Genomic DNA, 13,608 nt, shown 5'->3' with positions numbered 1-13,608 from the left:
CAGCCCGCAAAATCAACCAACTTCCCACCCAACTCAACATGCAAACCATGCAAAGGCGTGCGCTTAATATCCGTCATTTCAGGTACCTTTCGATCAGCGGGACTGGTCACGAACTACCATGACGGTGCAATGCGCATTGCGCACCACGCGTGCCAGGTTCGGACCAATTTCATAATTCGGGAAATCGCCCTTGGTCGACGCCATGACGATCAGGTCGAAGCCCTCTTTGTGAGCGAACTTCAGAATTTCGCGATAGACGCTGCCCTCTTGGACATGGACAGCTACGCCAGCAGCGCCACAATTGTCCAAAATGGTCTGAACCGCGTTACGCACATGTTCTCTGGCACCCGCGCCATAATTGGCAGGCAGGTTCGGCAGCTGGATGATCTCGGGGATGACGGCGACCGCGTGCAGTTCGGCACCGTAGAATTTCGCCTGTTCCAATGCGACCGGCAATGCCTGTTTCCAGGAACGGTCGTCAGAGTGATCAATCGGCAGCAGGATTTTCGTGGCCATCACGCCTCTCCTCGAGATAGGAATTCTGTTTCAAGTCGGGGGGCCGGAATGGCCCCCCGTAGGTTTTCAGTGCCCGGATTATTCGGCAGGCGTGCCGCCCGGCTCTTCGGACTTACCACCGGAGGCAAAGAACTCTTTCGTCAATTTGAAGACGATTGGGCTCAGCAATGCCAAGGCGATCAGGTTCGGGATAGCCATCATGGCGTTCAGCGTATCTGCAAGCAGCCAGATAAAGCCCAGATCCGCGGTTGCGCCGAAGTAGATCATAATAATCCACAAGACGCGGTACGGCACCAAAGATTTCACACCCAACAGGAACTCGACGCATTTTTCGCCATAGAACGACCAACCGAGGATGGTGGTAAAGGCAAAGATCGACAGCGCGATGGCGATCAAATAGCCACCAATGCCCGGCAACGACATTTCGAAGGCGGCCGAAGTCAACGCGGCACCGGATTCACCCGTGGTCCACGCACCTGAGGCGATGATTGCCAAACCGGTGATCGAGCAGACGATGATAGTGTCGATGAACGTTCCCAGCATCGCGATCAGGCCCTGGTTTACCGGACCTTTGGTTTCTGCTGCTGCGTGCGCGATTGGCGCGGAACCCAGACCGGCTTCGTTCGAGAAGACACCGCGCGCCACACCAAAGCGGATGGCGGCCCAAACGGCGGCGCCCGCAAAACCACCTTCGGCGGCCGAGGGTGTGAAGGCGTAGGTGAAGACCAACGACACAGCATTGCCGATTTCACCGATATTGATCAGCAGAACCAGCAGACCCGCGATGATATAGGCAATCGCCATGAACGGAACCAGTTTACCGGCAACGGCACCGATACGCGTGATACCACCCAGGATTACAGCGGCGGTCAGAACCATCAGCACCACACCGGTGACCGAGGTATTCAGGCCGAAATTGGCTTCGAGAACCTGTGCAACACCATTGGCTTGCACACCGTTGCCGATACCAAAGGCTGCAACTGCGCCGAACAGGGCAAATGCAACACCCAGCCAGGCCCATTTCGCACCCAGACCGTTCTTGATGTAGTACATCGGACCACCGACAAAGTTGCCCAGCTCGTCCTTCTCACGGTATTTCACCGCCAGAACAGCCTCGGCATATTTGGTGGCCATGCCCACCAGGGCGGTCATCCACATCCAGAACAAAGCGCCCGGACCGCCCAGGAAGACAGCAGTAGCCACACCGGCGATGTTACCCGTACCAATGGTCGCCGACAGCGACGTCATCAGTGCGTTGAACGGGCTGATCTGCCCATCGCCCTGACTTTCTCGACCGGCAAACAGCAGCTTAAAGCCCGTGCCGATACGCAGGATCGGCATGAATTTCAGCCCCACCTGCAGGAAGAAGCCAACGCCAAGAATGAGGACCAGCATCAGCGGCCCCCACACGACGCCATTGATGGCCCCTACGATTGAATTTAACGCTTCCATGGTATTCCTCCCTAGCGCGTTTGGATTATGCCCCGGCAGCAATCGCCCTTTGGCGAGCTTGCTTGAGGGCGGCAAAGTCTTCGTCCGCGTGGAACGACGAACGGGTCAGCGGCGTGGCTGACACGTGCAGAAAGCCCTTTGAGCGTGCGATCTGCTCAAGCTGGGCGAATTCTTCCGGTGTCCAGAACCGGTCAATCGGGTGATGTTTTGCGGTCGGCTGCAGGTATTGCCCCACTGTCAGAAAATCGACATTCGCGGCGCGCAGGTCATCCATCACTTGCCGCACATCGCCAAGGCTTTCACCCAGCCCGACCATCAGGCCGGATTTGGTAAAGATCTCGGGGTTGGCGCGCTTGGCATCGTCCAACAGACGCAGCGAAGTGTAATACCGCGCGCCCGGACGCACCGTGGGATACAGATGCGGAACCGTTTCGAGATTGTGATTGAATACGTCGGGGGCGGCCGCAAATACCAGATCGGCCGCGTCCCCTTTGCCCAGAAAGTCGGGGGTCAGAACTTCTACCGTTGTGCCGGGATTCTGGTGGCGCACAGCACGGATGGTTTGGGCAATATGTTCAGCGCCGCCATCAGCCAGATCATCCCGGTCAACCGAGGTGATCACGACATGACGCAGGCCCAGCTTTTTCACCGCAACGGCCACACGGCCGGGTTCGAACTGGTCCAGAGCGTCGGGGCGGCCAGTGGCAACGTTGCAGAAGGAACAGCCGCGGGTACAGACCTCGCCCATGATCATCATGGTGGCGTGGCGCTTGGACCAGCATTCGCCGATATTTGGGCAAGCAGCCTCTTCGCAAACGGTAGCCAGATTATGGTCACGCATCAGGCGGCGGGTTTCGTAATACTCTGCGCTTTCAACCCGTTTCTTCCGAATCCATTTCGGTTTGCGCGGGATGACGCTGTCGGCCTTTTTGGCTTTTTCCGGGTGGCGAGGGCGAAGCTGGATGGTCATCTGGCTGATCCTCGTTAAGCGTGAATCGCACGGCCCAGGGCGTCAAGGCAGGCCTCTTTGACCGCCTCGCCCATGGCAGGGTGCGCATGACAGGTTGCGGCAACTTCAGCAACTGTTGCGCCTTTCGTCATGGCCAGAACCAGCTCGGCAATCAGATCGCCGCCATGCGCGCCGCAGATATGCGCGCCCAGGATTTGACCGTCATCGCCAGCCAGAACCTTGACCGCACCATCCGTTTCACCGATCGAACGCGCCCGAGAATTGGCCATGAAGGCGAACTTGCCCACGGAATATTCTGTCCCCGCTTCTTTAAGCGCTTCTTCGGTCAATCCGACCGAGGCAACTTCGGGGTCGGTATAAACCACGCCCGGAACGGTGTTGTAATCCACATGCCCGGCCTGACCGGCCAGGATTTCGACACAGGCGACGCCGTCTTCTTCGGCCTTATGCGCCAGCATTGGTCCGGGCACACAGTCACCGATTGCATAGATGCCGGGGACCGAGGTTTGGAATGTGCCATCAACCTCGATGAAGCCGCGCGCGCTCAGGGCAACGCCAAGCGCGTCCAACCCTAGTCCGCGCGTCACAGGGCGACGGCCTACGGCGATCAGGACCTTGTCGGCCTCGATCACTTCTTCCTTGTCCTTGCCAACCCGGTCCACGATCAGGGACAGGCCCGCGTCGGTTTTCCCGACCGATTTCAGCGCCCTGCCCAGTTGGAATTTCAGCCCGCGCTTTGACAGGGCGCGCTGTGCCAGCTTGGCGATCTCTCCATCAATGCCGGGCAGAACACGGTCGAGATATTCAACCACCGTGACTTTGGCACCCAGACGCGCCCAGACCTGACCCAGTTCCAATCCGATGACACCGGCACCGATCACCACCAGATGATCCGGCACGGTGTCCAGCGCAATCGCCCCGGTCGAGCTGAGGATATCTTGCTCGTCAATCTCGATCCCCGGCAGCGAGGTCGGCTCGGACCCGGTGGCGATCAGGATGTTCTTTGCCTCATGGATCGTGTCGCCGACCTGAACCTGTCCTGCAGCCGGAATACTGGCCCAACCTTCGATCAGGTCGATACCGTTCTTTTTGAACAGGAATCCGATCCCTTTGGTCAGGTCACCAACGATCTTGTCCTTGCGCCCCATCATCGCGCCGATGTCGATGCTGGCCCCCTCGACCTCAATGCCATGGGAGGAGAGATGGCTGATCTCGGCATATTTGGCCGAGGAGGTCAGCAACGCTTTGGAGGGTATGCACCCCACATTCAGACAGGTTCCGCCAAGAGCACCCCGCCCCTCGACGCAAGCGACATTCATGCCCAGCTGAGCGGCACGAATGGCCGCTACATATCCGCCGGGGCCACCGCCAATAACGATCAGGTCATAGGTGCTCATGATTTAACCTCAGTAGATCGGATGGCTCGCGCACAGGGCGCGGACTTTTTCACGAGTTTCTTTTTCGACGGTCGCATCCCCCTCAGACGACTGAGCCAAAGCGTCCAGCACGTTGCCAATCAGATGACCGATCGTCGTAAACTCTTCGGGGCCAAATCCACGGCTGCATCCGGCAGCGGTGCCCAGACGAATACCACTGGTAATCGTTGGCTTTTGCGGATCGCCGGGAACACTGTTTTTGTTGCAAGTAAAACCTGCACGCTCAAGCGCGGCCTCGGCATCTTTGCCAGTCACGCCGATGGGGCGCAGATCGACCAACATCAGATGGTTCTCAGTTCCGCCGGAAACGATGTCACAGCCTCGCGCCATCATCACATTCGCCAAAGCCGCCGCGCTGTCGACTACGCGCTGCATGTAGGTTTTGAACTCAGGCTTCAAAGCTTCACCAAAGGCTACAGCCTTGCCCGCGATCACATGCATCAGCGGGCCACCCTGCAGACCCGGAAACACCGCCGAGTTGATCTTCTTGGCCAGTGTTTCATCATTGGTCAGGATGATCCCGCCGCGTGGTCCACGTAGGGTCTTATGAGTGGTCGACGTCACCACATGAGCGTGCCCAACAGGCGACGGATGCAGCCCAGTCGCCACCAGCCCCGCGATATGCGCCATATCTGCCAGCAGCCAGGCCCCAACCTTGTCAGCGATTGCCCGAAAGCGCGCAAAGTCGGTTTTCTGCGAATAGGCCGATGCGCCCGCGATGATCAGCTTGGGCTTCTCAGCTTCTGCCAATGCCTCGACCTGATCATAATCAATCAGCCCGGCATCGTTCAGACCGTATTGCACCGGACGGAACCATTTGCCCGATTGCGCGGGTTTCGCGCCGTGGGTCAGGTGCCCGCCAGCATCCAGCGACATTCCCAATATCGTGTCACCGGGGCTAAGCAGCGCCAGCTTGACCGCTCCATTCGCTTGAGCGCCGGAATGAGGTTGTACGTTTGCGTATTCGCACCCAAACAGTTTCTTCAACCGCTCGATAGCTTCGGATTCGACCTCGTCGACATATTCGCAGCCACCGTAATACCGGCGACCGGGATACCCTTCGGCGTATTTGTTGGTCAGCACAGACCCCTGCGCATCAATCACCGCCTGCGAGACGATGTTTTCAGATGCGATCAGTTCGATCTGATCCGCCTGACGGGCACCCTCACGGGAAATCGACGCAGAGATTACCGGATCGGCCTCAGCCAGCGACGTTTTAAACATGGTCTCCTCCCAAGGTTCCGAATCCAATTCGCGAAACTTTGTTTCCTATAGTGGAATTTTCATCCTTAAGGCAACATTTTTCTTACAATGGTGAATTTGATTTTGATTGGAAATTATGCAAGCATCGATAAAACAGGGGGATTTCACGTGGCAGAAGAGAACTTAACGGATGTTTCCGGAATGGACGAACAGGACGAGGGTATGGCTCTGGGCCGCTCGATCCGCGACGCGCGCCGTGCAAAAGGCTGGACTTTGGAAGAAGCCGGTCGTGCTGCCGGGATCGGTCGATCAACCCTGTCAAAAATCGAAAACAACCAGACAAAGCCCAGCTTTGATATTGTTCGGCGGCTCACACAGGCGCTTGACCTCAGCACACCGCAGCTGTTTCTACAGTCCGGTCAATCGGGTATATCAGGCCGTCGCGATTATACGCCCAAGGGCGACGGTGAGATCAAGGACACCTCCACATATATCCATGAATTGCTGTGTTCAGAGCTGACCAGCAAACGAATGCTGCCCTATATCGCGACAATCAAGGCGCGCGACATTTCCGAATTTGAAAACTGGATTCGCCATTCTGGAGAAGAGTTCATGTTTGTCCTCAGCGGAGAGCTGACTTTTGTGTCGGAACACTACCGACCGCTGCCGATGAAAGCCGGGGATTCGCTCTATTATGACAGTGGAATGGGGCACGGCTGTATTTCAACCAGTACCGAAGATGCCCGTGTGCTTTGGGTATCGCTGGAATAGCCCACTAATAGAGTGACGTCACCCAACTTGCGAAAACCTGTACCTCGATGCGGTCTTCAGCGCCTTTGCGCTTAACCAGATAGTGCGAAGGTTGAATGGGCAGGCGGTAATCAAAAGGTGCCACCAGCAAACCCTGCTTAATGTACTCATGGGCAAAGCTTTCTAATACCATGGCCGCGCCCTGCCCCGCCGTGACGGCCTGCAAGGCCAAAAATGACGAATCCATTCGAAGCGTTCTGGAGGGCGCGCCCAAATTGAGCGTGTATTGATCAGACAATCTCATCCAGTCATTCTCGGACCCTTTGATTGCGACGACCCGGCCCTGGGCCAGATTTTGAATGCTCAGATCTGCGCCAAAAGATGCCGCATAATCGGGATGGCAGACCGGCACCGCACATTCATGGCCCAGATGCGAGACGATCCCGTCATCCCAGTCACCATAGCCGAACCGGATATCAATATCGCTTTCTTCCTCTCCAAACCGGTTCGCCCAGACGAAGGTGGAGAGGTCCACTTTGATGTCGGGGTGCAGGTTTTCAAACTCAACCAGTCTTGGTGCGATTACCAGCCCCGCACATGAGATGGAGGCCCGTATTTTGACCACCCGCCTGCGGGAATTGGTGAAAAGGCCGCTGGTTGCGTCTCTTAACTCGGAAAACGTCTTTTGAACCGGCATCGCATAGGCCCGCCCGATTTCGGTCAGGGCAACCCCGCGCGGCAAGCGTTCGAACAGGGATACGTTTAGGTGCTTCTCTAACAACCGTATCTGCTGACTGACGGCGGCTGATGTCAGCCCCAGCTCTTCTGCTGCCGCAGAGAAACTGTTGTGACGCGCGGCAACTTCAAAAGCCCGCAACCAGGTGACATGGGGCAGTTTCGCCATTTCTTACCTTCAATGAAAATTATGCCTAATGGGTAATATACATTGTTTGAATTGACAATCTTTGCGTGCAAATCATGGGGCCTATTACCCAAAACGGTTCGAGATGACGCAGACCTTCGACTATATCATCGTGGGCGCCGGATCTGCCGGCTGCGTGCTGGCAAACAAGCTGAGCGCGTGTGGCAGCCATAAAGTGTTGCTGATAGAAGCCGGTGGAACCGATCGCCGTTTCTGGATCAATGTACCGCTGGGATACGGCAAAACCTTCAACGATCCCAAGGTGAACTGGTGTTACTCTGCCCAGGCTGATCCCGGGTTGAACAACCGTCAGGCCTATTGGCCGCGCGGGCGGGTTATTGGCGGATCAAGCTCGATCAACGCCATGGCATATTTGCGAGGCCTCTCGCATGATTTTGATGACTGGGCCAAGGCAGGCGCAGAGGGTTGGAACTGGGAAACGGTTCGCCAGACATATGAGGCGATCGAGACCCATGTCGAAAGAGGCCAAACACCTTCGTCAACGGACGGACCCCTTGTGGTCAGTGATGTCAGTGAGGGCATGCACCCGTTTTCGCGCCACTTTCTGGAAGCCTCACGGCAGATGGGCTGGCATGTTTCGGACAATCTGAACGGTCAGGACGCCGAAGGGATGATGAACCTGCGCAGCACCGTCAAAAACGGCCGCCGCTGGTCATCCGCTGCTGCGTTCCTGCGCCCTGCCCTGAAACGCGGCAATCTGCGGTTGGTATCCAATGCTCTGGTGCAGAACGTCATTCTGGATCAGGGCAAAGCCACCGGTGTCCGCTATCACGTTGGGGGTCAAATGGCCGAGGCCATGGCGACCCGTGAAGTTATCCTATCTGCTGGAGCCGTAAACTCGCCACAGCTCTTGCAGCTTTCGGGGATCGGGCCTGCGAACCTGTTGAAAAGGCACGGCATCAAAGTGCGCCATAACCTGTCGCAGGTTGGACAGGGATTGCAGGATCATCTTGGCATATCCCATTTCTTTCATGCGACCGAGCCGACATTGAATAATACGCTTGGCAATCGGTTGGGACAGATGTTGTCCGGTATTCGTTATCTGTTGACCCGCAGCGGGCCACTCAGCGTCCCCGTCAACCAGGTCAGCGGCTTTGTGCGTTCGGACGAAACCGCCGAATTTGCTGATATGCAAATCTATTGCAATCCGATGTCCTATAAGACCGACACCAAAGGACAGCCGGGCGTTGATACCGAAGCAGGCTTTCTTCTGTGCGCCCAGCCCTGCAGGCCGACAAGCAGAGGGGAGATCAACATCCGTTCGGCAGATCCCATGGATGCACCCGCCATCCAACCGAACTCTCTCTCCACAAACCATGACTGCGACATGGCTATCAAAGCGGGTCGGGTGTTACAGAAGCTGGCGCAGACTGAGGCGATCCGCAGTGTTACGCGGACCCGGATAGAACCAGATGTTACGCGGATGAATGACGACCAGCTGTTGGAAAATTTCCGCGCCAACGCCGGAACCATCTTTCATCCAAGCTGCACATGCCGCATGGGGACATCGGAACAGGATTCAGTGCTGGATTCCCGGCTACGCGTCCATGGGGTCGCAGGGCTTCGGGTGGTCGACGCATCCTCATTCCCCAGCATCACCTCAGGCAACACCAACGCCCCGGTGATGATGCTGGCCGCACGCGGTGCGGACCTCATTCTGGAAGATGCCGCAAAGCAGATGAGCGCTTGAAGCAGAGGGAAAGAAGACCGTCTTACAGAATATTTGGTCTGGAAAGGGGCCTCATTCCCTGATCAGGAAAAGTGCAACGCATAGACGTTGTTCAAATACTTCTGATCGTCGATCTGAAAGTGGGTCTCTCCAATGAACTCAAAACCCTTGGCCAGATAGAACTTGATGGCCGAGGTGTTTTCAGCATTGGTCATCAGCCAGACCACATCTGCCCCCTGATCCCGGCAATGTTCCAGCGCGGCTGCCAAAAGACGCCTTCCGATACCTTTTCCGTGATGGCGCGGCTGGACGTAGAATGTCGATATCTCCATGCCCCACCACCCGGAAACAGGGGCGATGCGTGCAGGGGAAACACGGATGAACCCGTCAATCCCCTGATTATTGTCGGACACCAGAATGAATTCATCCGGGTTTTGAAACTGTTCTAATACTTTGCTTGTTGTGAATTCCGACAAGGCGAAATCTGCAAAAATCCCACTGACACCATGTTTGAGGTAGGTTCCGATCCATACTTCAATCGAGATGGCAGCGATACTGGACGCATCTGACTTTTCTGCAGTTCGCAATGCCAAGGCGCTTAGGTATTAAACAAGAAGTGCATCACATCGCCATCCTTGACGACATAGCCCTTGCCTTCGGCGCGCATCTTGCCTGCCTCTTTGGCGCCTTGCTCTCCGTTTGCCGAAACATAGTCGTCATAGGCGATCGTTTCAGCACGGATGAAACCCTTTTCGAAATCGCCATGGATGACGCCAGCAGCCTGCGGCGCGGCGGTGCCGGTGCGGATGGTCCAGGCACGGGCTTCTTTCGGGCCGACGGTGAAATAGGTTTCCAGCTTCAGCAGGTCGTAGCCTGCGCGGATCAGACGGTCGAGACCGGGCTCTTCCAGCCCCATTTCCTCGAGGAACATCTGCGCTTCGTCCTCTTCCAGCAGGCTAATCTCTTCTTCGATCTTGGCACTGATAATGACGTGCGAGTTGCCTTGCGCTGCGGCCATTTCAGCCACACGGGCTGAATATTCATTGCCCTCGGCGGCCTCTTCTTCCGAGACGTTGCAGACATAGAGAACCGGTTTGGTGGTTAGCAGTTGCAGCATTTTCCACGCCTTGTCGTCTTCGTCGCTAACTTCGACCAGACGCGCGGGTTTGCCGTCTTCCAGCATGGCCTGCGCTTCGGCAAGCAAACGTTCCTGTTGCTGTGCCTCTTTGTCGTTGCCCTTCAGCTTGCGCACCAGATTGGCACGGCGCTTTTCGATGCTTTCCAGATCGGCCAGCATCAGTTCGGTCTCAATCGTATCGGCATCCGCCACGGGATCGACGCGGCCATCGACATGGGTCACATCATCATCTTCGAAGCAGCGCAACACATGAGCGATGGCGTCAGTCTCACGGATGTTGGCCAGAAACTGGTTGCCCAACCCCTCGCCCTTTGACGCGCCCTTTACCAGGCCCGCGATATCCACAAACGTCATTCGCGTCGGGATGATCTGCTTTGAACTTGCAATCGCCGCCAGCTTGTCCAGCCGGTCATCGGGCACCGCCACATCACCCACATTGGGTTCAATGGTGCAGAACGGGAAATTCGCCGCCTGAGCAGCCGCTGTCTTGGTCAGCGCATTGAAGAGAGTCGACTTGCCCACATTCGGCAAACCCACGATTCCCATTTTAAAGCCCATCTCGGCCTCCTGAAGCGATACGACGGCGTCTTCTATTCACGTCCGGGCAAATGCGCAACCCGGACGGCGGCAACAGGTCGAGTCCCAGTTGCAACATCACTTATCTGTTAATCAAACGTGTACTTCGAATACTTGATTCTGCCACTGCCACGTCACCAACTGACAGGGAGTTGAGAAAACCAAGAAGTACCGAGATGAAAACACTTTTCTTAATGAGTACTTTGCTGGCCACCACGACCATGGCACACGGGCAGTCCATCGTATTGGGAGCAGGATATGCGGATTTCACCCACACCAGCAGCAATGATCAGGCGGTCGTGTCACTGGAATACCAGCACAGCCCGTTTCACGAAGCCACGCGCCTCAGTGCTGGCTGGGGTGTGGCTCTGACGGTGGATGCAGATGCCGACACGCATATTGGCGCCGGTTTGGTCGGTCTCTATACGATCTCTGATCGGTGGTTCGCAGAGGCCAGCGTGATGCCTGGCTACTACAACGCCTCAAATGATGACAATGATCTCGGCGGAAATTTCCAGATCCGCAGCCTTTTCGGAATTGGATATGCCCTGGAAAACGGAAACAAGCTCTCGCTGGCCATCACCCATAATTCGAACGCGAGCACGGACAGTTTCAATCCCGGCGTCAACTCAGTGTTCATGCGTTATCACTACGGGTTCTGAAGCAATCTGGCCCAGCGGGATTGATTTCCGGGCAAAGTTTCTGCACATCAGGTTCAAATCCGTATGCAAGGACCGCAGATGACCCGTATCGACGCCAAGTTCGCCGCCCTCAAGGTCGAGGGCAAAAAGGCCTTCGTATCCTACATCATGGCCGGTGACCCCGATTTCGACACCTCGCTTGAGATCGTCAGGGGCTTGCCCGGTGCCGGTGTCGACGTGATCGAACTTGGGCTGCCGTTCACCGACCCGATGGCGGATGGTCCGACCATCCAGGCAGCAGGACAACGCGCCCTAGAGGGCGGGATGACCCTGCAACGCACACTGGATCTTGCACGTGCTTTTCGGGAATCGGATGATACAACGCCTATTGTGCTAATGGGGTATTACAATCCCATCTACAGCCGCGGTGTGGAAAGGTTTCTGGCGGACGCTACTGAGGCTGGCATCGACGGCCTGATCGTCGTTGACCTGCCCCCCGAAGAAGATGACGAACTTTGTCTGCCTGCACAGGCGGCTGGATTGAATTTTATCCGCCTCGCCACGCCGACAACGGATGACAAACGGCTTCCGCGCGTTCTTCAGAACACTTCGGGATTTGTGTATTACGTCTCGATCACGGGGATCACAGGCGCAGCCGAAGCCCAGGCCACGAATGTAGGCCCCGAGGTCTCTCGGATCAAATCCGCCACGGATTTGCCAGTGATCGTGGGCTTTGGAATCAATACCCCGGAAAAATCGCGGGCAATCGCAACTGTTGCCGATGGCGCAGTGGTCGGCTCGGCCATTGTCAGCCAGATCGCCGCCGGGAAGTCGGTTGGTGAAGTTCTGGATTTTGTCAAATCGCTGGCAGATGGGGCACATTCGGCCTGATCCAACGACCGGTTTCGCAATCTTGACCGCAGTCGGCGCAACCCGGCTGCGGTTTTTCTATTGCACCTAACGTTGCGCACAGAAACGTGGCGTTGCGAGGCTTTCGAAAAATTGGTAAAGAAAAAGGACCAATCTTTCGAAAGCCGCATCTCATGCCCGTCATCACCAATATCCAAGACCTCAAACACATCTATGAACGACGCGTCCCGCGCATGTTCTTTGACTATGCCGAAAGCGGCAGCTGGACCGAGCAGACCTTTCGCGACAACAGCTCGGATTTCGAAGATATCCGCCTGCGCCAGCGAGTAGCGGTTGATATGACCGGGCGCACGACGGCGTCGCAGATGATCGGACAGGATGTTACCATGCCTGTTGCCCTTGCCCCCGTTGGTCTGACCGGCATGCAGCACGCGGATGGTGAGATCAAAGCCGCCAAAGCAGCCGAGGCTTTTGGCGTCCCCTTTACCCTGTCCACGATGTCAATCAATTCTATCGAGGAGGTGGCCGAGAACACCACTGCGCCCTTCTGGTTCCAACTCTACACCATGAAGGACCAGGACTATGTCTCTCGACTGATCCAACGCGCCAAGGATGCAAAATGTTCGGCCCTTGTGATCACCCTGGACTTGCAAATACTCGGGCAGCGCCACAAGGACCTAAAGAATGGTCTGTCCGCGCCGCCAAAGCTGACGCCCAAGACCATCGCCAATCTGATGACAAAATGGGCCTGGGGCATCGAAATGTTAGGCGCCAAACGGCGGAACTTCGGCAATATTGTTGGCCATGTTGATAATATCACTGATACAAGATCGCTGGGCACATGGACGGCGGAACAATTCGACCCCAGCCTGGATTGGGGCAAAGTTGAAAAGCTGATGGACCAATGGGGCGGCAAGGTGATCCTCAAGGGTATCCTGGATTCCGAGGATGCCAAGATGGCCGCCAAGCTGGGCGCCGATGCCATCGTGGTTTCAAACCACGGCGGACGCCAGTTGGACGGGGCGCTCAGTTCCATTCGTGTCCTGCCCGAGATTATGGACGCTGTCGGAAACGACATCGAAGTGCATCTGGACAGTGGCATTCGGTCTGGCCAGGACGTTCTGAAAGCACTGGCACTTGGCGCGAAGGGCACCTTTATCGGGCGCGCCTTTGTTTACGGTCTTGGCGCAATGGGCCAGAAAGGCGTGACCACGGCACTTGAGATCATTCAGAAAGAACTTGATACGACCATGGCGCTTTGCGGTGAACGCAATGTGAGCGATCTGGGCCGGCACAATTTGCTTGTCCCGAAAGACTTCGGAGGGAGCTGGACAGATTGATCGCGCGCATGGGGCTCTACCCCAGTCGCCCTTTGGCCGCCTCGCCCGATATATTTAGAGCCAGTTGAAGAAAGGATTCCCTGCTCCATCTGGCCGAAAATACA

The 13,608-nt window shown here is 56.5% G+C and carries 13 protein-coding genes; 5 read left to right on the top strand and 8 right to left on the bottom strand.

Annotated features, from left to right (window positions below; genetic code table 11):
- Nucleotides 1-93: 93 nt before the first annotated feature.
- The 5 genes from AC2FFF_RS15920 to glyA form a co-directional block, all read right to left on the bottom strand.
- Nucleotides 94-516, bottom strand: coding sequence for a universal stress protein (locus tag AC2FFF_RS15920; protein WP_496698765.1), 423 nt, complete (start codon nt 514-516; stop codon nt 94-96).
- A gap of 78 nt (nt 517-594) precedes the next feature.
- Nucleotides 595-1,968 carry an alanine/glycine:cation symporter family protein gene (locus AC2FFF_RS15915; protein WP_282022286.1) on the bottom strand — a complete coding sequence of 458 codons (1,374 nt, stop codon included), beginning with the start codon at nt 1,966-1,968 and terminating at the stop codon, nt 595-597.
- Between the two features lie 25 nt (nt 1,969-1,993).
- The gene (lipA, locus tag AC2FFF_RS15910) at nt 1,994-2,938 is read right to left on the bottom strand and encodes a lipoyl synthase (RefSeq protein ID WP_281995889.1); all 945 of its coding nucleotides are present in this window, start codon (nt 2,936-2,938) and stop codon (nt 1,994-1,996) included.
- A gap of 14 nt (nt 2,939-2,952) precedes the next feature.
- Nucleotides 2,953-4,335 carry a dihydrolipoyl dehydrogenase gene (lpdA, locus tag AC2FFF_RS15905; protein ID WP_496751008.1) on the bottom strand — a complete coding sequence of 461 codons (1,383 nt, stop codon included), beginning with the start codon at nt 4,333-4,335 and terminating at the stop codon, nt 2,953-2,955.
- Nucleotides 4,336-4,344: 9 nt separating this feature from the next.
- Nucleotides 4,345-5,598: a serine hydroxymethyltransferase gene (glyA, locus tag AC2FFF_RS15900; protein WP_496751006.1), complete on the bottom strand. Its 1,254-nt coding sequence runs from the start codon at nt 5,596-5,598 to the stop codon at nt 4,345-4,347.
- Nucleotides 5,599-5,778: 180 nt separating this feature from the next.
- Between glyA and AC2FFF_RS15895 the strand changes: the two genes are divergently transcribed.
- Nucleotides 5,779-6,348, top strand: coding sequence for a helix-turn-helix domain-containing protein (locus AC2FFF_RS15895; RefSeq protein WP_185956736.1), 570 nt, complete (start codon nt 5,779-5,781; stop codon nt 6,346-6,348).
- A gap of 4 nt (nt 6,349-6,352) precedes the next feature.
- Here the strand turns inward: AC2FFF_RS15895 and AC2FFF_RS15890 are convergent, their stop codons facing one another.
- Nucleotides 6,353-7,231: a LysR substrate-binding domain-containing protein gene (locus AC2FFF_RS15890; protein WP_142639477.1), complete on the bottom strand. Its 879-nt coding sequence runs from the start codon at nt 7,229-7,231 to the stop codon at nt 6,353-6,355.
- Between the two features lie 103 nt (nt 7,232-7,334).
- Between AC2FFF_RS15890 and AC2FFF_RS15885 the strand changes: the two genes are divergently transcribed.
- Nucleotides 7,335-8,960, top strand: a complete 1,626-nt coding sequence (locus AC2FFF_RS15885; protein ID WP_281973477.1) for a GMC family oxidoreductase — start codon at nt 7,335-7,337, stop codon at nt 8,958-8,960.
- Between the two features lie 62 nt (nt 8,961-9,022).
- Here the strand turns inward: AC2FFF_RS15885 and AC2FFF_RS15880 are convergent, their stop codons facing one another.
- Both AC2FFF_RS15880 and ychF read right to left on the bottom strand, forming a co-directional pair.
- A complete protein-coding gene (locus AC2FFF_RS15880) occupies nt 9,023-9,526 on the bottom strand; it encodes a GNAT family N-acetyltransferase (RefSeq protein ID WP_345741814.1) in 504 nt (167 codons plus the stop codon).
- Between the two features lie 11 nt (nt 9,527-9,537).
- Complete coding sequence (ychF, locus tag AC2FFF_RS15875) at nt 9,538-10,635, bottom strand: redox-regulated ATPase YchF (protein WP_281973475.1); 1,098 nt, start codon at nt 10,633-10,635, stop codon at nt 9,538-9,540.
- A 194-nt stretch (nt 10,636-10,829) separates the two neighbouring features.
- Here ychF and AC2FFF_RS15870 point away from each other — a divergent pair, with 194 nt between their 5' ends.
- The 3 genes from AC2FFF_RS15870 (at nt 10,830) to AC2FFF_RS15860 (ending at nt 13,504) form a co-directional block, all read left to right on the top strand.
- Nucleotides 10,830-11,315 (top strand): acyloxyacyl hydrolase, encoded by a 486-nt coding sequence (locus AC2FFF_RS15870; protein ID WP_142639471.1) that lies wholly within the window; start codon nt 10,830-10,832, stop codon nt 11,313-11,315.
- Between the two features lie 78 nt (nt 11,316-11,393).
- Complete coding sequence (gene trpA, locus AC2FFF_RS15865) at nt 11,394-12,185, top strand: tryptophan synthase subunit alpha (RefSeq protein WP_271951601.1); 792 nt, start codon at nt 11,394-11,396, stop codon at nt 12,183-12,185.
- A 152-nt stretch (nt 12,186-12,337) separates the two neighbouring features.
- Nucleotides 12,338-13,504 (top strand): alpha-hydroxy acid oxidase, encoded by a 1,167-nt coding sequence (locus AC2FFF_RS15860; RefSeq protein ID WP_271951599.1) that lies wholly within the window; start codon nt 12,338-12,340, stop codon nt 13,502-13,504.
- The last annotated feature ends 104 nt before the right edge of the window (nt 13,505-13,608 follow it).

The sequence above is a fragment of the Ruegeria sp. YTSA226 genome (assembly GCF_059609905.1).
This window is presented reverse-complemented; position numbering and strand designations above follow the sequence as displayed.